Source organism: Providencia sp. PROV205 (assembly GCF_028479505.1).
GTDB classification, from domain to species: domain Bacteria; phylum Pseudomonadota; class Gammaproteobacteria; order Enterobacterales; family Enterobacteriaceae; genus Providencia; species Providencia huaxiensis.
This window is the reverse complement of the sequence record NZ_JAMPNU010000020.1, coordinates 19,958-38,563: the sequence shown is the minus strand read 5'-3', so window position 1 is coordinate 38,563 and position 18,606 is coordinate 19,958. Positions and strand designations below refer to the sequence as shown.

21 protein-coding genes are annotated in these 18,606 nt (G+C 41.9%); 11 read left to right on the top strand and 10 right to left on the bottom strand.

Translation table 11 applies throughout. The features are described 5' to 3' along the window. Positions 1-20 precede the first annotated feature (20 nt). From eexR to PR800_RS12705, 7 genes are all read right to left on the bottom strand, one after another. Positions 21-452 carry an entry exclusion protein EexR gene (gene eexR, locus PR800_RS12735; RefSeq protein ID WP_138686489.1) on the bottom strand — a complete coding sequence of 144 codons (432 nt, stop codon included), beginning with the start codon at positions 450-452 and terminating at the stop codon, positions 21-23. A 57-nt stretch (positions 453-509) separates the two neighbouring features. Then, positions 510-1,043 carry a FlhC family transcriptional regulator gene (locus PR800_RS12730; protein ID WP_000566753.1) on the bottom strand — a complete coding sequence of 178 codons (534 nt, stop codon included), beginning with the start codon at positions 1,041-1,043 and terminating at the stop codon, positions 510-512. Beyond that, on the bottom strand, positions 1,040-1,339 hold the full coding sequence (locus tag PR800_RS12725; RefSeq protein ID WP_000210563.1) for a flagellar transcriptional regulator FlhD: 300 nt from the start codon (positions 1,337-1,339) through the stop codon (positions 1,040-1,042). Before PR800_RS12725 ends, PR800_RS12730 begins: the two co-directional genes overlap by 4 nt. Then, positions 1,336-1,842: a lytic transglycosylase domain-containing protein gene (locus PR800_RS12720; protein WP_222768768.1), complete on the bottom strand. Its 507-nt coding sequence runs from the start codon at positions 1,840-1,842 to the stop codon at positions 1,336-1,338. Before PR800_RS12720 ends, PR800_RS12725 begins: the two co-directional genes overlap by 4 nt. A gap of 28 nt (positions 1,843-1,870) precedes the next feature. Next, a complete protein-coding gene (locus PR800_RS12715; RefSeq protein ID WP_055648505.1) occupies positions 1,871-2,533 on the bottom strand; it encodes a DUF6475 domain-containing protein in 663 nt (220 codons plus the stop codon). After that, positions 2,520-3,140, bottom strand: a complete 621-nt coding sequence (locus tag PR800_RS12710; protein ID WP_442959876.1) for a hypothetical protein — start codon at positions 3,138-3,140, stop codon at positions 2,520-2,522. Before PR800_RS12710 ends, PR800_RS12715 begins: the two co-directional genes overlap by 14 nt. 304 nt (positions 3,141-3,444) lie before the next feature. Then, positions 3,445-3,696 (bottom strand): helix-turn-helix domain-containing protein, encoded by a 252-nt coding sequence (locus PR800_RS12705; RefSeq protein WP_000451746.1) that lies wholly within the window; start codon positions 3,694-3,696, stop codon positions 3,445-3,447. A 117-nt stretch (positions 3,697-3,813) separates the two neighbouring features. Here PR800_RS12705 and PR800_RS12700 point away from each other — a divergent pair, with 117 nt between their 5' ends. From PR800_RS12700 to deoD, 10 genes are all read left to right on the top strand, one after another. Then, a complete protein-coding gene (locus PR800_RS12700; protein WP_000854920.1) occupies positions 3,814-4,461 on the top strand; it encodes a LexA family protein in 648 nt (215 codons plus the stop codon). A 256-nt stretch (positions 4,462-4,717) separates the two neighbouring features. Then, entirely contained in the window at positions 4,718-6,307 is a 1,590-nt protein-coding gene (prfC, locus tag PR800_RS12695; protein ID WP_102138933.1) for a peptide chain release factor 3, read from the top strand. Between the two features lie 194 nt (positions 6,308-6,501). After that, positions 6,502-6,912: a BON domain-containing protein gene (locus PR800_RS12690; protein ID WP_166266568.1), complete on the top strand. Its 411-nt coding sequence runs from the start codon at positions 6,502-6,504 to the stop codon at positions 6,910-6,912. A 142-nt stretch (positions 6,913-7,054) separates the two neighbouring features. Beyond that, positions 7,055-8,152, top strand: a complete 1,098-nt coding sequence (locus tag PR800_RS12685) for a patatin-like phospholipase family protein (RefSeq protein ID WP_102138935.1) — start codon at positions 7,055-7,057, stop codon at positions 8,150-8,152. Next, positions 8,145-8,930, top strand: a complete 786-nt coding sequence (locus tag PR800_RS12680; protein ID WP_232368229.1) for a TatD family hydrolase — start codon at positions 8,145-8,147, stop codon at positions 8,928-8,930. The genes PR800_RS12685 and PR800_RS12680 overlap by 8 nt, the downstream gene beginning before the upstream one ends. 305 nt (positions 8,931-9,235) lie before the next feature. Further along, positions 9,236-10,519 (top strand): NupC/NupG family nucleoside CNT transporter, encoded by a 1,284-nt coding sequence (locus PR800_RS12675; protein ID WP_181490142.1) that lies wholly within the window; start codon positions 9,236-9,238, stop codon positions 10,517-10,519. A 488-nt stretch (positions 10,520-11,007) separates the two neighbouring features. Further along, on the top strand, positions 11,008-11,787 hold the full coding sequence (deoC, locus tag PR800_RS12670) for a deoxyribose-phosphate aldolase (RefSeq protein WP_102138938.1): 780 nt from the start codon (positions 11,008-11,010) through the stop codon (positions 11,785-11,787). A gap of 48 nt (positions 11,788-11,835) precedes the next feature. Beyond that, the gene (deoA, locus tag PR800_RS12665) at positions 11,836-13,158 is read left to right on the top strand and encodes a thymidine phosphorylase (RefSeq protein WP_102138939.1); all 1,323 of its coding nucleotides are present in this window, start codon (positions 11,836-11,838) and stop codon (positions 13,156-13,158) included. Positions 13,159-13,211: 53 nt separating this feature from the next. After that, positions 13,212-14,435: a phosphopentomutase gene (deoB, locus tag PR800_RS12660; protein ID WP_102138940.1), complete on the top strand. Its 1,224-nt coding sequence runs from the start codon at positions 13,212-13,214 to the stop codon at positions 14,433-14,435. Between the two features lie 244 nt (positions 14,436-14,679). Beyond that, positions 14,680-15,396, top strand: coding sequence for a purine-nucleoside phosphorylase (gene deoD, locus PR800_RS12655; protein WP_004914779.1), 717 nt, complete (start codon positions 14,680-14,682; stop codon positions 15,394-15,396). 209 nt (positions 15,397-15,605) lie between these two features. Here the strand turns inward: deoD and PR800_RS19675 are convergent, their stop codons facing one another. The 3 genes from PR800_RS19675 to PR800_RS12645 all read right to left on the bottom strand — a co-directional run bounded on the left by PR800_RS19675 (position 15,606) and on the right by PR800_RS12645 (position 16,551). Next, positions 15,606-15,785 (bottom strand): CcdB family protein, encoded by a 180-nt coding sequence (locus PR800_RS19675; RefSeq protein WP_369128068.1) that lies wholly within the window; start codon positions 15,783-15,785, stop codon positions 15,606-15,608. Next, a complete protein-coding gene (locus PR800_RS12650) occupies positions 15,785-15,973 on the bottom strand; it encodes a type II toxin-antitoxin system CcdA family antitoxin (RefSeq protein ID WP_102138942.1) in 189 nt (62 codons plus the stop codon). The genes PR800_RS19675 and PR800_RS12650 overlap by 1 nt, the downstream gene beginning before the upstream one ends. Before the next feature lie 83 nt (positions 15,974-16,056). Further along, positions 16,057-16,551, bottom strand: coding sequence for a GNAT family N-acetyltransferase (locus PR800_RS12645; protein ID WP_166266576.1), 495 nt, complete (start codon positions 16,549-16,551; stop codon positions 16,057-16,059). A gap of 360 nt (positions 16,552-16,911) precedes the next feature. Between PR800_RS12645 and PR800_RS12640 the strand changes: the two genes are divergently transcribed. Further along, a complete protein-coding gene (locus PR800_RS12640; RefSeq protein ID WP_272530956.1) occupies positions 16,912-18,588 on the top strand; it encodes a hypothetical protein in 1,677 nt (558 codons plus the stop codon). Positions 18,589-18,606 lie beyond the last annotated feature (18 nt).

Genomic DNA, 18,606 nt, shown 5'->3' with positions numbered 1-18,606 from the left:
GCCAGCATGTGATGGGCTGGCTATTTTTTTGGCCTTTTTGGGAGGATGGATGAGCGACCGTCTGCAAATTCGTTTACCCAGTACCAATATTTTTTTTCGCTCAGGCTTAGTTCTCGACCGGTATCTTTCAGTTGTCTTTGAAATAAATGGATTAGTCCGCTTAAGCCTAAGAAAGCCAAACCGACACATAAAATTGCCCAACTCGCTTGCCAATATGCGATTGCTACAAGCATAGTGATTATGGCTATAAGTCCGATGGGATTACAGGTCGCTTTGAATCCCAAGTAGCTGAAAAATACGACGGTGCAGAACAGAAATGGCAAAGCCGCTAACTTGGCAGATGCCGTTAATATTTCTGATGGAAAGAAATGAGCCGCAGCCAAAGTCGCCAGAAAAAGCCCCAGTGATATAAACCAGCAGCGTGCTGTTAAAGATTTAAGTAAGTTTGTCATCTTCTTAGTACTCTCAAAGTGCACGGGAGGTGCACAATCAAATCATGCATCAGCATGTTAGTTCTCAAAAAGTGCTCTAGTGGTTTGCTCGGCCATAATCTCACACACAGGGCATTTAAGCTGAATGCGCTGTTGTGATACCGTCAAATACAGACTGCCACACCGACACCGGTGTAAGGATGCAAGCTGTGATCTTAAATCACGAGCTAGAACCCAACCTTCATTGATGGTCAGTTTTTTCCAGGGGATTTCAGCTGGAAGATCTGCTTCTTCCCTTGCAACCAAATACGCATCGTAAGCCTTCATCAAAGCATCAATATTTAATTGCTTGTAGACATTATCACCCCCAATATTGACATAAAGCGCCATCAGCAGGGAGCCTTCAACTAAGGCTCTTCTGCTTTTAACAATGGCATCAGATTCTGGCAATTGACCAGGGCAAGGTGACTTGCCAGTTACTTCTTTGTGGAGCCTTCTGATAATGTGGATTGGCAAACCTGTATCGAGCGCGATAATGGTTGTTCGAAATCCGTATTTAATAAGCAGCGAGGCTCGGGTAAATAGCTCACTTTTGGACAGGTTATCAATCATGCATCCCCCTTATTGTTTAGGGTTGATAATAAATAAGCGATTCTTGGGATACCTGTGCCTTTGCTCTTCACCATCTCAATCAGTTGGCTTTGGTTACCCCTTGGTTGAAACAGCATGAATGATGAGGTCGCCACTCGTTGCAGGTCGTCAACACCAGCATTAATCAGAGCATCAACCACGTCGCGTGTAAGTCCAAAGCGCAAGACGGCCTCTTGCGGATCAATTCGCGCTAATTCTCGTGCTGCGTGTAGGTACGCCAAATTTAATTGATAGAAGTCTTGTTGATTGGTTGTCATTGACGGACCTCCAGTTCATGTAAAATATTGCGATAAATAGAAAGCACTCTTTGCCCATACCAGCGTGCACGCTCTTCGTTCCAACTGTGATAGCGGCCTATGCCAAGCTCTAAATCATTTGGTGAAGACTTAATTGCTTCGGCCAAAATACTTGAGCCGACCGTAAGGTTGGTGATGGGGTCTAGCAGTTCCGCTGCTGAGCTCACCCGATGCCCATGCCAATGCAAATTGATTTGCATAAGGCCAATATCGAGCTGATATTTTTCAGTCTCTTGCAGTGCCTGGTTTAACAGTTGCTCTGCTTCTGTCTTAGATTTGGCGTAGGTTGCGTTTGAGCCATTGCGAATTGCGTATGGCCATGGACTGGTCATGTTGAGACCACGATGTGAGGCCGACTCAGCCAAGGCAACGGCGTAGAGCATGACTGGATCAATACCAACGCTTTGTGCTGCTTTTTCCCACTGATAGCCCGGAAACGCATAGACTGAAGTGCTTGCGGACATGGCTATCACTAGGGCAATGGTTTTTTCTTTAATCGTTTTCATTTTTGTCCTCTAATTGATTTCCGAGAAGCGCCTGAATGGCTTTCGGGCTTATTCTTTTTAATGGCACTGCGCTAAAGTCGGCGATGCCTCTCGTATAAACTTGTGCCGCTTTTGACCAGTCGCCTACGGCAACCGGCGCTTGCATATCAAATCCTTTTTGCTGGTTCTGATGGTCTGCAATACCCTGTAATAGCCTTGGGTATTCACCCACTTCGTCCCGTAGCAAGTAAGCCTGGTAGCGTGTTAAAAACTCTTTTTGCTTAAAGGGGTATTCCCTGTCATCAACCTTGCAGAGTTCAACCCATCCACCCATGTCTGAAATCACGCGGTGGATAAGCGCATCGTCAAACATCACGGATGTCCAAGCGCCAACCTGACGAACAGCCTTGTCAACTTTGTTCCAAGCAATCATGGCTCTTGAACCTGAGTTGCCATCGATATGCTTGATGACGTCAGCGGGCTTTGGAAAAAATTGCCCAGTATCCGGTGATTGAATATGCCGAGTCAGACCGATTCGCACTTCTTCAATGCTATAAGCACGAAGGGCTTCAAATGCGATGGATAGCAATTGTGGTGATACGCTTTTGCCATACATGGCCCAAGCAGCTCCCCAAACTTCAGCAAACTCGCGTTTATCAACCTCCTGCACTTGAACGAACCTCCCGAATACCTGGTCCGGCCCAGCTTTCAGCAATGCGGCGATTGCTTTCTTCAATGTTCAATTGGTGATTGCTGCCCTTTAGGCTCGTCGATGATTGCTGTACTTCATCAATGCGAACGTACTCGTCTTCCCATTGCCGGTTTAAAAGCCAGTTATGTGGCATAGGGGTCTTAGTCCGATCTTGATATTGCAATCGGTTGTCTCGTTGCTCTTTCCAGCGTGTTAGCACTTCCAAGGCGAGTTCATGGTCTTCATTGAGGCCCATGCGTAGCCATTCTTCTTTGGCTTTCGCTTTTTTTTCTTTGCGTATTTGTACATCCCAGAAGTCTTCAAACTGTATCTGGTCAACAGTTTTAACTGTTGGTTTATTGCTTCTCTCAGAGTCATCCGACCGTTGAGAGTCCCTTACCGGGTTGCCATCAGGCATAAACAATGATGAAAATTCTTCTGGTAGCCGAGCTTGAAAAGCGGCAAGAGATTTCAAAAGCGATGCCATACCAATGAAGTCGGCAGGTACATCTTTAAGCAACCGAAAGGCTGCTTTACCTTGGTTTGGGTTTTCGATTGGGTTGTGCTTCAGAAAGCTCCGAATCAAAGTCCAACCGGATTCCTCGCAACGAATGAGGAACTGATCTTGTTTCAACTCATTTAGAGCCTTGGCAACCTGTTGCTCATCCCAGTTCAAGTCAGAAGCAACGTAACCAATCGGCAATCGAAAGCAGCCAAGCAAATTACAATGTGGGCATGTAAGCAAATACAGTCCTAGCAACTTCGCTGAGTCACTCCAGGACAAAACGTTTTGCTTTAGCCAAAAGCGGGTATAGACCTTGCCATAATCACGCATGGAGGAACTCGCTTTTGTGTTTACGTAAAATGCTGACCATTATTTGCCCTTAATCCTACTGGTTACTGGCTTTCAGCTCGCTTGGGCATTCCGGATAGATGTCCGGTCTTAACTGGGATCGGGTTACCTGTCCTTGCGTAGCTTGTTCGATGGGTAAAACGAATTCAGCGGGAACACGCCCTGATTTATTCAACCAAAACCAGACGTTTTGCTGTTTTGAGTTGATGGCTCGTGCTAATGCTGATTGCCCGCCGACCAAGTCAATGGCACGGCGGAGATGTTTTTGTGTTGTGTTGAACACTTCCATACCGTCTCCTGTTACAATAATAACTGTTACAAGATTGAATGTTACAGTTTAAACTGTAGATAAGTCAACAGTTAAAATTGTTGAAAGGCTACAGTTTTATTTGTAGAATACGGGCTTATGAAAACTTTATCCGAACGACTAAACCATGCCTTGCAGCTTACTGGGGTGACTCAGTCAGAGTTGGCTCGTCGCATTGGTATCAAACAGCAGTCGATCAGCCAGATTTGCTCTGGTAAATCGGCTAGGTCTCGTTACACCATGCAGATCGCGGAGGCGCTTCGCGTGAATGCTCATTGGCTCGCCACAGGTGATGGCGAGATTGGCTTGGGGGTCGGTAATGTAGAAGTCGGGCCTGATATTAAGGGAAGAATTCCTCTCATTAACTGGGTTCAGGCCGGTGATTGGACTGAAATAGCGGAGGGATTTGCCCATGAAGATGCTGAGGAGTGGCGTGAAGTCACTGGGAAAGCACATGAGGGTTGTTTCGCACTTCGCGTAAAAGGCGACAGTATGGAAAATCCAAGCGGAAAAAAATCCATACCTGAGGGGGCAGTGATCGTTGTTGATCCTGAGTTACCTTACTCTTCAGGTTCATTGGTTGTTGCGCGTTTGGATGATTCGAAAGAAGCAACCTTTAAGCAGTTAGTTATTGATGGTGAACAGAAGTACCTAAAACCTTTGAACCCGCAATACCCTGCAATACCGATCAACGGCAACTGCACCATCATCGGTGTAGTACGACAAGCTATCATCGATTTCTGGTAGCGAAGGAATTTGTGGTTTAGCCACAGTTGTTCATGAGCTGAAGAAGCAACGATTGCAAACAGCTACAACTGAGCATTGGCGCACGCTGAGAGTAAATGGTAACCGATTAGGTAACCATTGATTGTTTATAAAGTCAAGATCAGCGAAAATAGCGGCCAATTACGATTAACACGACGGATTTGACAAGCGAAGAACTGAAAAGAGAGTACTTCCAAAAGTGTGTACAAATCCGTGTACAAACTAAAAGAATTTATACATGGCAAACCAAGATTTTCTTAATGAAATCAATAAGCGAAGGACCTTTGCTATCATCTCCCACCCCGATGCGGGTAAAACCACAATAACCGAAAAAGTGTTATTGTTTGGACACGCTATTCAACGTGCAGGTACGGTAAAAGGCCGTGGCTCTAACCAACACGCTAAATCCGACTGGATGGAAATGGAAAAGCAGCGTGGTATTTCGATTACCACCTCTGTCATGCAGTTTCCTTATAATGATTGTCTTGTTAACTTACTGGATACCCCAGGTCACGAAGACTTCTCTGAAGATACTTACCGTACATTAACAGCGGTTGACTGCTGCTTAATGGTGATTGACTCAGGTAAAGGGGTTGAAGACCGGACACGTAAGCTGATGGAAGTTACCCGTTTACGTGACACTCCAATCTTAACTTTCATGAATAAATTGGATCGTGATATTCGTGACCCAATGGAATTAATGGATGAAGTGGAAAATGAGCTGAAAATTGCTTGTTGTCCAATCACATGGCCTATCGGTTGTGGTAAATTATTCAAGGGTGTTTATCATTTATTACGCGATGAAACAATCCTATACCAAACAGGTCAAGGGCATACAATTCAAGAAATCCGTATTATTAAAGGGCTAAATAACCCGGATCTCGATGCAGCCGTAGGTGATGAACTAGCCGCGCAGTTACGCGATGAGCTGGAATTGGTTCAAGGGGCATCCCATGAGTTTGACCATGATGCCTTCTTGCAGGGGGAATTAACCCCAGTCTTTTTCGGAACAGCGTTAGGTAACTTTGGTGTTGACCATATGTTAGATGGTTTAGTGGAGTGGGCTCCGCAGCCGCAACCACGCCAAACAGATTTACGCCAAGTTAATGCGACAGAAGAAAAATTCACTGGCTTCGTGTTTAAAATTCAAGCCAATATGGACCCGAAACACCGTGACCGTGTTGCATTTATGCGTATTGTTTCAGGTACTTATGAGAAAGGCATGAAACTACGCCAAGTCCGTATCAAAAAAGACGTAGTAATTTCCGATGCGTTAACTTTTATGGCGGGGGACCGCTCTCAGGTCGAAAACGCCTACGCAGGGGATATTATTGGGTTGCACAACCATGGCACGATCCAAATCGGTGATACCTTCACACAAGGTGAAGAACTCAAATTTACGGGTATTCCAAACTTTGCCCCTGAATTATTCCGTCGTATTCGTTTACGTGACCCGCTAAAACAAAAACAACTGCTAAAAGGCCTCGTTCAGTTATCTGAAGAGGGGGCGGTACAGGTTTTCCGTCCGTTAACTAACAATGACTTAATTGTTGGTGCGGTAGGGGTGCTGCAGTTTGACGTGGTGGTTTCGCGTTTGAAAAGCGAATATAACGTTGAAGCTATTTATGAAGCTGTTAACGTTTCTACTGCGCGTTGGGTTGAGTGCGATGATGCGAAGAAACTTGAAGAGTTTAAGCGCAAAAATGAGCAAAATTTAGCCCTTGATGGTGGCGATAACTTATCTTATATCGCACCTACAATGGTGAATCTTAACCTCACCAGTGAACGCTACCCTGACGTTAAATTCCGCAAAACACGCGAACACTAATTGTGTTTATGACCCACGACTAACGTGGTTAGCAGTGGGTCATCTTATTTCGAACTTCATTTAAAGTTACTTTCCCTATTTTTTGGTGCTTCTCATCAAGAATATTCTGTGTTTATTACCTTTCTCTTTATTTTTTATGTTTTTTTACTTAGGCTATATTATTCGTTGTCCATTGCAGTGAAAGGAAGGTTTTTATGAAAAAAGCAAAACTATTGAGTTGGTTAGGAGTTATTGGGTTGAGCTGGGCACTCGCGGCTTGTAGCTCATCATCTGATAGTGCTTTGAAAAAACAAGCTTCAGATACGTGGGACAGTGCATCTAAGACAGTTGAAATGGCAGGTAAAGATACTGGAAATGCTATTTCGAGTGGCGCTAAAAATACCGGCGAGTACATTGATGACTCAGCGATTACTGCTGATGTAAAAGGGAAATTACTGGGTACGAAAGGTATATCGAGTAACAGCGTATCAGTTAAAACCGTTAATGGTGTTGTTTACTTATCAGGCTTTGTTAAATCAGCTGAGCAAATGGATAAAATTACCCAAGTTGCATCGCAAGTTAATGGGGTCAAATCGGTACAAAATGGTTTAGTGATTGCTAACTAAGTGGTAAATAAATGTCTCAATAGCTCATATTGCTGAGTATTTATTGTACAATGTTGATAGAATGGGCTTTCTAGGGGAAGCTCATTCTGTTTTTGAGCTATTTAAAGTGAATTAAAAAGAACTTCTGTCATCCAGAGGCATTATGGGAAAACACGTTTCAGTTACACTCGGCACGATTGAGCCGCTTGCATTCTTTGATAATATCAACTCGGGAAAAACGGCTCTGATTTGTGAAGGTGGCGGCCAACGAGGGATTTTTACTGCAGGTGTACTGGATGAGTTTCTTATCTCTGATTTCAACCCTTTTGATCTGATGATTGGTACTTCTGCAGGAGCTCAAAACCTTTCTGCGTATATTTGTGGGCAAGCGGGCTACGCACGTCGCGTGATCACACGCTATACAACCAATTCAGCATTTTTTAATCCCTTGCGTTTTATTCGAGGTGGCCATCTGATTGATTTAGATTGGCTAGTCGATACCACAGCAAAAGAATTTCCATTACGTATACAAGCAGGGCTCGATTTATTAGATTCAGGCCGTGAATTCTATATGGGGGCAAGTCGCAGTGATGATTTTTCTGCGGCCTTCTTACAGCCTGATGCCGACACTTGGTTGGATATCATTCGTGCGTCCAGCGCGATCCCGGGTTTTTATCGGGAAGGCGTCGAACTTGATGGCACTTTATATCAGGATGGCGGTATTAGTGCTGCGATCCCAGTTGAAGAGGCATATCGTCGTGGCGCAGAGACCATTGTTGTGATCCGTACCGTTCCCTCCCAAATGTATTTTACCCCTGAATGGGTGAAAAGAATGACTCGGTGGTTGGAAGGGGAAAATAATGGCCTACAACGTATGGCCGCTATGCTGAAAGTTCATCTGAAAAGTTACCGTAAAACGCAAGAATTTATTGAAAACCCACCAAAAGATGTACAGGTCTTTGAGATTTATCCACCTGTTCCACTGAAAAGCAGTGCGCTGGGTAGTAAGGTGTCTTCACTTAATCAAGATTACCATACGGGTCGCCGGTGTGGCCGCTATTTTATTGCAGCACTGGGTGACGCATTTGACCACAGTACAAATCGCTTTAGACATACCTTGGCACAGAAAATTGAGTCGAATCCATTAGATATTCAGCTTGAGCCTCAAGTACCGAGTGAGCTCATTCCTGAATTGGTGACTGAGCCTGTCTCTTCAGTGCCTCTGGCTGCAATATCAGCAAATGAGAGCCGTGATGGCTGAGCTTCAATTTATCGATACCCATTGCCATTTTGATTTTCCACCCTTTAGTGACTCTTTTACTGAAAGCTTGAAGCTTGCTCAGCAAAGTGGCGTGAGCGATATTGTCATTCCTACGGTGAGTGTGGATAATTTTGAGCGTGTTTGGCAACTGGCACAGCAGTACCCGCAGCTCCATGCTGCTATGGGTTTTCATCCATTATATTTAAGTCAGTTTCAAGAACAACATATTGATATATTGACTGATTATCTAACTGAAAAAAATAAAAAATGTGTAGCGATAGGCGAGATTGGGCTTGATCTCTATATGCAAAACCCGCAATTTGAACGCCAGCAAGAGGTGTTGTCCGCACAATTAAAGTTAGCGAAACAGTTTGATTTACCCGTTATTTTGCATTCACGAAAAAGCCATGACCCATTAGCAGCGATGTTACGTCGTTTTGAGGTCCCTGCTCGTGGCGTCGTACATGGCTTTGCTGGCAGCCTATCTCAAGCACAAGCCTTTGTTAAACTTGGTTATTATATTGGTGTGGGTGGAACCATTACTTATGAAAGAGCGAATAAAACTCGCCATGTGATGTCCCAACTTCCTTTGGCTTCATTATTATTCGAAACGGACGCCCCCGATATGCCTGTTTCGGGTTTCCAAGGTGAGCCAAATCGGCCTGAACGTATTGAGTGGGTTTTTCGTTCATTATGTGAGCTTCGCCACGAATCCCCTGAAGAAATAGCCCAACAACTTTACAACAATAGCTTGTCGTTATTTAATCTCACCAAATAAAACCGCATACAAATTCATAAGTAATGTTTATGTAATTTTACTAGTTAGCTATTTAAATCTATTTAGTCTTTATTGTGATGAATTAGGACTTTAGTTCCTTTCCAGACTAAACCGAGTCTATTTTGTGATTTTTGTCACATTATGTGAATTTTTGTTGTTTATTGCAGTGTGTATTTGTGATGAGTATTGCGGGTTATTGGTGATGACTAGGTATAATCATCAGATTAAGAATCAAGGCGACTTACACGTTTCCTTATATATCAACCTAAAATAAAGTGAACAGGGATCCTTCCATGCAGCTCATTATGAGTATTATCGGAATGGCGGTACTTATCGCGATAGCTATTCTATTTTCCAGCAATCGCCGAGCAATTAAACTCCGCACAGTCGGTGGTGCATTTTTAATTCAATTAGCCATTGGCGCATTTGTTCTTTATGTTCCTGCGGGGCGTAGTGTGCTTCAAGGGATGTCTGATGCGGTTTCTAAAGTTATTGGATATGGCCAAGATGGGATGAGTTTCATCTTCGGTGGCCTTGTTTCCGATAAAATGTTTGAACTGTTTGGCGGCGGTGGCTTTATTTTCGCTTTCCGTGTTCTGCCAATTATCGTTTTCTTCTCTTCATTAATTGCTGTGCTTTATTATTTGGGCATCATGCAGTTAGTGATTAAAATTCTTGGTGGTGGCCTGCAAAAAGTACTGGGAACCTCAAGAACCGAATCCTTATCTGCGACAGCGAATATCTTCGTAGGGCAAACGGAAGCGCCATTGGTTGTTCGCCCTTATATTGCAACAATGACCACATCAGAGCTGTTTGCCATCATGTGTGGTGGTTTAGCTTCTGTCGCGGGTTCAGTTTTGGCGGGCTATGCACAAATGGGTGTGCCTATGGAATACCTGATCGCCGCCTCCTTTATGGCCGCTCCAGGTGGTTTATTATTCGCTAAACTGATGGTTCCAGAAACGGAAGATGTGAACGATCGGGTTGATGCAACCGATTTAGTTGCTGAAGATGAGCGCCCAGCCAATATCATTGATGCAGCAGCATCTGGTGCATCATCAGGGATGCAACTGGCACTGAACGTGGGTGCAATGTTATTAGCTTTTATCGCATTGATTGCGTTGATTAATGGCATCTTAGGTGGCATTGGTGGTTGGTTTGATTATCCACAATTATCACTTGAATTATTATTAGGTTGGTTATTTGCACCGATTGCCTTCTTAATTGGTGTACCGTGGAGTGAAGCGACAGTTGCGGGTTCTTTTATCGGTCAAAAAATTGTCGTGAATGAATTTGTTGCCTTTATGAACTTTGGTGATTATATGAAGGCAGATGCAGAAGTGCTGGCAGCGGGTAAACAAGTGCTTTCTGACCATACTAAGGCGATTATTTCGTTCGCATTATGTGGGTTTGCGAACCTTTCATCCGTTGCTATCTTACTCGGTGGTTTAGGGGGCATGGCGCCAAATCGTCGTAGTGAGGTTGCTCGTTTAGGTATGAAAGCGGTTATGGCGGGTACCCTGTCTAATTTAATGAGTGCAACCATCGCAGGCTTTTTCTTGACGTTAGGCGCAGCGGCAGTCATTTAATTTATGTATCTGGTGGTAAGATTTATACCATCTCAAATAAGTCAATCGGAAGGGCAATAGTCCTTCCGTTTTCATTTTGATTCGCTATATTCTTTTATGACTTTTTATATCAATCGTAAATTTTCAACTATTCTTAACTTAGTCAATTAATGATGAAGAATACATTGAAAAGCCATTTGAGCGAAAAACTGATGGTGAGAGATGATATAATTAGATATTCATCACATTTTTTATTTTAATAATGTAACATTCAGTCGATTAATGTGATTTGTAGCACATAAAAAGGCATCATTCCATGGTCAAATAGGCATTAGTAAGCTGCTATGGAACTGCTAGTTCTCAGAGTCTAGGACTCTAGGGCATGATGCGGTGAGATGGATCTCAGCTGCTCAGTTCGGAAAGCATCCGACTAGCATCTTTAAGGAACCAAGCCCGCTCGCCAACAAAGAACGTGTCGTTCTGAAGAATTAACAACGTTGGAGAGTTATATGACTGATTTAAAAGCGGCCGCACAACGCGCGCTGTCCCTTATGGATTTAACCACTTTAAATGATGACGATACCGATGCAAAAGTCATCGCACTGTGTCATCAGGCTAAAAGCCCAGCAGGCAATACGGCAGCAATCTGTATTTACCCTCGTTTCATTCCAATTGCACGTAAAACATTACGTGAACAAGGCACTCCAGATGTGCGTATTGCAACGGTCACAAATTTCCCACACGGTAACGATGATATTGATATCGCATTAGCTGAAACTAAAGCGGCGATTGCTTACGGTGCAGATGAAGTTGACGTTGTTTTCCCTTATCGTGCACTGATTGCCGGTAATGAACAAATTGGTTTTGACTTAGTGAAAGCCTGTAAAGACGCTTGTGCAGCTGCCAATGTGTTGTTGAAAGTGATCATTGAAACAGGTGAATTAAAAGATGCAGCGTTAATCCGTAAAGCGTCTGAAATTTCGATTAAAGCGGGTGCTGATTTTATTAAAACCTCTACGGGTAAAGTGCCTGTTAATGCAACTTTAGAAAGTGCAGAAATCATGATGCAAGTCATCCATGATATGGGCGTTGAAAAAACAGTGGGCTTTAAGCCAGCTGGTGGTGTACGTACCGCAGAAGAAGCCGCTGAATACTTAGCGTTAGCGGGACGAATTTTAGGTGACAATTGGGCTGATAGCCGCCACTTCCGTTTTGGGGCTTCTAGCTTATTAGCAAATTTATTAAATACGCTGGGTTTTGACGTTAAAAAATCAAGCAGCAGCTATTAATTATCGCAATATTGTTAGCCGATAAATTCGACTTTAAAGGAGCATATTGTGTTTCTGGCACAAGAAATTATCCGTAAAAAACGCGATGGTAAGCCATTAAGTGAAGAAGAAATTCGTTTCTTTATCAATGGAGTTCGTGATAACTCAGTTTCAGAAGGTCAAATTGCTGCATTGGCAATGACTATCTATTTTAATGATATGACCATGCCTGAGCGTGTTGCATTGACATTAGCAATGCGTGATTCAGGTACGGTTCTGAACTGGAAATCACTCAACCTCAATGGCCCATTAGTTGATAAACACTCAACGGGCGGCGTGGGTGATGTGACTTCACTGATGCTTGGTCCAATGGTTGCAGCTTGTGGTGGTTATGTACCGATGATCTCAGGCCGTGGTCTAGGCCACACTGGTGGGACATTAGATAAGCTTGAAGCGATCCCTAATTTCGATATCTTCCCAGATGATGTCCGTTTCCGTGACATTATCAAAGATGTCGGGGTGGCAATTATTGGGCAAACTAACTCATTGGCGCCTGCTGATAAACGTTTTTATGCGACCCGTGATATTACCGCGACAGTGGACTCAATTCCGCTAATCACGGCTTCAATTTTAGGCAAAAAACTGGCTGAAGGCCTTGATGCTCTAGTGATGGACGTTAAAGTCGGCTCTGGTGCATTTATGCCAACGTATGAGAAGTCAGAACAGCTAGCAGAGTCTATTGTTAAAGTAGCCAATGGGGCGGGTTGTAAAACGACCGCATTATTGACTGACATGAATGAAGTGTTGGCATCCAGTGCAGGTAACGCAGTTGAAGTACGTGAAGCGGTTCAATTCTTAACGGGTGAATACCGTAATCCACGCCTTTATGAAGTTACCATGGCATTATGCGTAGAAATGTTAGTGTCTGGTTCATTAGCTGCAAACCGCGAAGAAGCGCGCCAAAAATTACAAGCAGTATTAGATAATGGTAAAGCGGCAGAAGTGTTTGGCCGCATGGTTGCCGCTCAAAAGGGGCCTGTTGATTTTGTTGAAAACTACAACAAATATCTGCCAACAGCCGTGCTGAGCAAAGCCGTTTATGCACCACAAGACGGTATTATCACGCAAATGGATACACGTGCGCTGGGTATGTCTGTCGTGACTTTAGGTGGTGGTCGTCGTAAAGCGACAGACCCAATTGATTATAGCGTTGGTTTGAGCGATATCGCTGCGTTAGGTGCCAAAGTGGATACCCAGACGCCACTGGCAATTATCCATGCAAATAGTGAAAAAGCGTGGGAAGAAGCGGCGAAGGAAGTGCGCGAAGCGATGGTGATTGGCGACAAGGCACCTGAAGCGACACCTATGGTTTATCGCCAAATCAGCGAATAATACAAATAGATTTTAGTGGTATATCGTATTTAAAAATACCGCAGGAGAAAAATATGAAACGCACATTTATTATGGTTTTGGATTCCTTTGGGATCGGAGCTGCACACGATGCACATAAATTTGGTGATGAGGGCTCAAATACGTTGGGTCACATTGCAGATGCTTGCGCACGCGGCGAAGCGGATATTGGCCGTAAAGGGCCTCTGCATTTACCGAATTTAACAAAATTAGGTTTAGGTAAAGCAGGAGAGGAATCAAGCGGTTCATTCCCTGCGGGCCTTGATCCTAAAGCAGAAATTATTGGCGCATATGGTTATGCGAGCGAAATTTCTTCGGGTAAAGATACGCCATCAGGCCACTGGGAAATTGCGGGTGTGCCTGTGCTATTCGACTGGGGTTATTTCTCTGATGAAGAAAACAGCTTCCCACAAGAACTGTTGGACACTTTAGTTGAGAAAGCTAACTTACCGGGCTATTTAGGTAACTGTCATTCATCAGGTACAGTTATCCTTGATCAACTGGGTGAAGAGCATATGAAAACAGGGAAACCTATTTTCTATACCTCTGCTGACTCAGTATTCCAAATTGCGTGTCACGAAGAAACTTACGGCTTAGATAAACTGTATGAGCTGTGTGAAATTGCGCGTGAAGAGTTAACCAAAGGTGGTTATAACATTGGCCGTGTTATCGCGCGTCCATTTGTTGGTGACAAGGCTGGTAACTTCACACGTACAGGTAACCGCCATGACTTAGCGGTAGAGCCACCAGCACCAACCGTATTGAAAAAATTAGTTGATGAAAAACAAGGTGAAGTCGTCTCTATCGGTAAAATTGCGGATATTTACGCTCACGTAGGTATCACTAAGAAAATCAAAGCCACAGGCATTGATGCGCTGTTCGATGCCACCGTTGAAGAAATGAAACTGGCGGGTGACAACACTATCGTTTTCACTAACTTTGTGGATTTTGACTCTGCATATGGCCACCGCCGTGATGTGGCCGGTTATGCCGCAGCATTAGAATTATTCGACCGCCGTTTACCTGAGCTGATGAAATTAGTTAAAGAAGACGACATTCTAATTTTAACGGCTGACCACGGTTGTGACCCAACTTGGCCAGGTACTGACCATACCCGTGAGCACATTCCTGTGTTGGTTTATGGCCCGAAAGTGAAACCTGGTTCATTAGGTCATCGCGAAACCTTCGCGGACATTGGGCAGACAGTGGCTAAGTACTTTGATTTGTCGCCGATGGATTATGGTAAACCAATGCTCTAACACCCATTACCCGTCATACTTTGAGCTGTAGCGGTGTTGGCTGCACAAAATCACCCTAATCACATACTGATGTATGCTCATAGGGATGATTTTCTTTGCCGCCTAGCTACAACTCAAATTATTTAGGGTAATGGCGGGGAGTTAAAAGTAATGGGCAAGGCTTTGCCGTCATACTTTTTTAATAATAAGGTGGGAAACCACCTTATTAACTTAAAAATATTTAATCATTTAAAGGGAAATAATCATGGCAACTCCACATATTAATGCAGAAATGGGTGATTTCGCTGATGTCGTTCTGATGCCAGGCGACCCATTACGTGCAAAATACATCGCTGAAACTTTCCTTCAGGATGTTCGCCAAGTCAATAATGTGCGTGGCATGTTAGGTTTTACAGGGACTTATAAAGGTCGTAAAATTTCTGTAATGGGCCACGGCATGGGAATACCTTCATGCTCCATTTACGCGAAAGAGCTGATCACTGACTTCGGTGTAAAAGTGATTATTCGTGTGGGTTCATGTGGCGCAGTTATGGATGACGTGAAATTGCGTGATGTTGTGATTGGTATGGGCGCTTGTACTGATTCACGTGTTAACCGTCAACGCTTTAAAGAAAATGATTTTGCAGCGATTGCAGACTATGACTTAGTCCATAATGCGGTTGAAGCGGCAAAAGCGAGAAACGTGAATGTCCGTGTGGGTAACCTGTTCTCAGCAGACCTATTCTACTCACCAGACCCTGATATGTTCAAAGTGATGGAAAAATACGGCATTCTGGGCGTTGAAATGGAAGCTGCGGGTATCTATGGTGTTGCGGCTGAGTTTGGTGCGCGTGCATTAACGATTTGTACCGTTTCTGACCATATCAAAACTGGCGAACAAACTACGTCAGAAGAACGTCAAACCACGTTCAATGAGATGATTGAGATTGCACTGGATTCAGTGTTGTTAGGCGATAAATAATCGTTAGATGTTTTTATTATGCTATAAATGCCACCTATTGTGTGGCATTTTTTGTGAAATAAAAACTCTAAATCCCCGAAATGATCATGTCAACAGCCGAAATAATTTTTGCATGAACATTCGGGATGATACAGACGAGGTCACGTGGCTTAAGTTTATTAATGGAAATAGTGGTTATGGATTTAGTGATAATTACATGGTGAATACCATTAATATAAACCACAGGGGGTTAGAGCCTTAACTTGTGAATTGTTATGCGATAATGGCGATATAGGCATGATAACACGTGAGTGATAGTCACTCAGTAGGTCATTTTGGATATCAATAAGATAAGGATATTGGTCTTTCGACCTGATTGATTTATTACGATAAACAGCATATTGAGGCATTAAATCACCCCATACTCATGATCATCAGTAAATAGCCCTGCTTGTTGTTCAAATTCATTAAAGTTATCAATGTTTGTTCTATTTTTTTCTTTCCATTTGGCGTCAGAGCTTTGTTTGATAGCAAGGGGGAAATCTTGTTGTAGGTTTGCCTTATTTTGCGTCTCAGTGAAATTATTTTGCGTTTTCATGGGCTACCTAGATTAAGTGGATAAGATGGAGATTACTTTAAGGTAGCACCACTATGCTGGCAACTACCATGGTCTTTTTAAGACTAACTTTTTATCCGACTCATCATCACTGCATCAACATATTGCCCATCACGAAATGCATAATCTCTCATGCGGCCTTCTTGTTCGAAGCCAAACTTTTCATACAGCCCAACGCCACTGCCATTTGCTGCAAACACTTCTAGTTCTATGCGATGTACATTCAACCAGTTATCGCAGTAATCCACCATCACTTGCATCAGTTGTGAGCCAATGCCTTTGCCTTGGTGGGCTTCACTAACGGTAATGCCGAAGGTGGCGACATGGCGACGACGCACTTGGCTTGGTTGGCTAATTACAAGCAAACCGATAACTTCCTCACCAATGGTGGCAACAAACTGGGTGACGAGAGGATCATTTTCCCCGAGGCGAGCTTCCCATGTTTTTTCTGTTGGGTAAGGCAGTTGTAAGGTGTTGGCATACGCAGAATAGTCAGCGTGCATTTTAGTGATGGCTGGTACATCGTCCAGCGTTGCTCTGCGGATGGTTACGTTGTTCATTACTTTTCTCATTATCGTTGTTTTTACAATAATATTAATCACATTAAAAATATATTCTGTCAATGAGATATAAGAGTTATCACATAAAAACGATGGAATAAATTGAGTGTTTTGCAATCGCTATTTGATATAAAAAATAAATAGAAGCTTATACTATTATGAGTAATTTAGTTCAAATTAATTTAGGATTATGTCTGAATGCGCATTTAGAGTTTAACTTTCAATGTTTGTAATTGGCATTTTTTGATTTGTTCAATATAAATAAAAATGATTTAAGTAGTAATTATCTTATCGCAGATGAGGTTCATAATTTATTGAGATAAAATGGTTTTATTAATGATTGTAAATTAAGGGGAAGTCATGGGTGCTGAAAAATCCTGTTATGGGAAAATTGATTATTCCCGAAGTGGAATTGATTTAACTAATAAAATAATTGATTATTGTTCTAGGTATCAATTGATAGATAGTGCTGATGTATTGTTGAAGGATTGTTTCCATAGTAATATTTCGAAAGTTAGTGTTCAGGTTGATGCTAAAAAATATTATAAAATAATAGGTAATATAAATAAATCTCTTCATGGTTTTAATTCTCAAGATTTTTGCGATGGCATCCGAGATGTTATTATTAAACAGGCAAAAACGTTAAGACCGAATGATAATAAGGATTACTCGAGTTTAATTAAAAAATCAAAAGCTATTAATACCAAAAATCATTCATTATGCGAAGCTATTTCACTCAAAGTGAAAAATAAATCTATTGATGAGAAGTCAATTAAAAAGATTGATGAAATACTAAAAAATGCAAAAAAAACAATGTCGAATGAAGAGTTTAAATCAACATTGCTTGAAGCTCAAGTTTTAGCATTAAGCTGTAGAAGTAAAACTGTTTATGAAATGATAAACAAAGTTTTAGCTCCGCATATCGAAACTAAAGATCAATATCAATATCCTGTAGGTTCAAATACTCAGTTAGTTCAGCAGAACGCTGAAACTTCTCGACCTGATAAAGAAAAGCTCCCAGGGAGTCAAGGAAATATAGCAGTAATATCAGAAGAAACAATGATACAGAATGAGGTAAGTGACAAAACAAAAAAAGCAGGTACTTTGGAGCAAGGGCTTGCTTCCAATGTATACAATAGTGATTTATCTAATCAGGAACTAAAAAAAATTGTGCCAATAGAAAGTAATTCTATAAATAATGAATCTATAGAAAAGATGGAGCACTGTAAAGGACGGGTTGATAAACTGAATATTGCGGTAGTTACTGATAAAATAAATAGTATGGTCAATGGACTTTCAATAAGAAAAAATAAATTAAGTCAGCCTGAACCAAGTGAAAAAGAACCTAAGTTTCAAAAAATCCTTGCTAGTCATACGATAGAGGAAGCGATTAAAATTAAAGTGCCTTTTAATGGAATCTCGGATAAGTCATTAAGCTTGATTGAGTCTAAAATTAAGGCGAGATTTAATAAATTAAAGTCAAGTGAAACCCCCTATCTATTTGAAAAAGAAATGTTCGATGCACAGAAAATACTAAAAAAATACGACAATAAATTGGTTTGTGAAAAAATAAATAATATTATCAATAAATTTTTAGACAGAAATGAATTATATATTAGAGAAAATAAAGTTCCGATGGACCGAATCTGGTGTGCCATAAATTCCGTGAGTTCATTACAGGATATTACACCACGTAAATACAATGAATTTAAAATGGCAATTATAGATTACTTGAAAAAAGAACCAATTGAAGATATTTTTGAGTCTTCATCCGAGTTAATACGAAAAGTATCACGTTATACTCATAAAAACATTGCTGATAAGGTTAATAATTTCATAAACGTTTATTCAATGGATAGAGTGAAAGAATTGAAGGGAAATGAAAAATTCAGTGTTGCAAGTAAGATAGAGTTATTGGAACCTGAAAAAAATAGAGATCCAGAAGAGTTAATGAAGGATATGAGTTTAAAAAAAATAGTTTCACATGTATTCAGTCGAATGATTAATAATATACGAAGGCTATTTTCCAAAAATTAATGGTTAATTTTATTTATG

What these genes read in the sequence shown, in the direction of transcription:
- PR800_RS12720 (WP_222768768.1), bottom strand. Translation starts at nt 1,842, where the DNA reads ATGTCCGCAAGCACTTCAGTCTATGCGTTTCCGGGCTATCAGTGGGAA.
- PR800_RS12680 (WP_232368229.1), top strand. Translation starts at nt 8,145, where the DNA reads ATGGCTGAGCTTCAATTTATCGATACCCATTGCCATTTTGATTTTCCA.
- PR800_RS19675 (WP_369128068.1), bottom strand. Translation starts at nt 15,785, where the DNA reads ATGCCTCAATATGCTGTTTATCGTAATAAATCAATCAGGTCGAAAGAC.
- PR800_RS12705 (WP_000451746.1), bottom strand. Translation starts at nt 3,696, where the DNA reads ATGGAAGTGTTCAACACAACACAAAAACATCTCCGCCGTGCCATTGAC.
- deoD (WP_004914779.1), top strand. Translation starts at nt 14,680, where the DNA reads ATGGCAACTCCACATATTAATGCAGAAATGGGTGATTTCGCTGATGTC.
- PR800_RS12650 (WP_102138942.1), bottom strand. Translation starts at nt 15,973, where the DNA reads ATGAAAACGCAAAATAATTTCACTGAGACGCAAAATAAGGCAAACCTA.
- PR800_RS12690 (WP_166266568.1), top strand. Translation starts at nt 6,502, where the DNA reads ATGAAAAAAGCAAAACTATTGAGTTGGTTAGGAGTTATTGGGTTGAGC.
- PR800_RS12640 (WP_272530956.1), top strand. Translation starts at nt 16,912, where the DNA reads ATGGGTGCTGAAAAATCCTGTTATGGGAAAATTGATTATTCCCGAAGT.
- PR800_RS12645 (WP_166266576.1), bottom strand. Translation starts at nt 16,551, where the DNA reads ATGAACAACGTAACCATCCGCAGAGCAACGCTGGACGATGTACCAGCC.
- prfC (WP_102138933.1), top strand. Translation starts at nt 4,718, where the DNA reads ATGGCAAACCAAGATTTTCTTAATGAAATCAATAAGCGAAGGACCTTT.
- eexR (WP_138686489.1), bottom strand. Translation starts at nt 452, where the DNA reads ATGACAAACTTACTTAAATCTTTAACAGCACGCTGCTGGTTTATATCA.
- deoC (WP_102138938.1), top strand. Translation starts at nt 11,008, where the DNA reads ATGACTGATTTAAAAGCGGCCGCACAACGCGCGCTGTCCCTTATGGAT.
- PR800_RS12725 (WP_000210563.1), bottom strand. Translation starts at nt 1,339, where the DNA reads ATGACAACCAATCAACAAGACTTCTATCAATTAAATTTGGCGTACCTA.
- PR800_RS12730 (WP_000566753.1), bottom strand. Translation starts at nt 1,043, where the DNA reads ATGATTGATAACCTGTCCAAAAGTGAGCTATTTACCCGAGCCTCGCTG.
- PR800_RS12685 (WP_102138935.1), top strand. Translation starts at nt 7,055, where the DNA reads ATGGGAAAACACGTTTCAGTTACACTCGGCACGATTGAGCCGCTTGCA.
- PR800_RS12675 (WP_181490142.1), top strand. Translation starts at nt 9,236, where the DNA reads ATGAGTATTATCGGAATGGCGGTACTTATCGCGATAGCTATTCTATTT.
- deoB (WP_102138940.1), top strand. Translation starts at nt 13,212, where the DNA reads ATGAAACGCACATTTATTATGGTTTTGGATTCCTTTGGGATCGGAGCT.
- PR800_RS12700 (WP_000854920.1), top strand. Translation starts at nt 3,814, where the DNA reads ATGAAAACTTTATCCGAACGACTAAACCATGCCTTGCAGCTTACTGGG.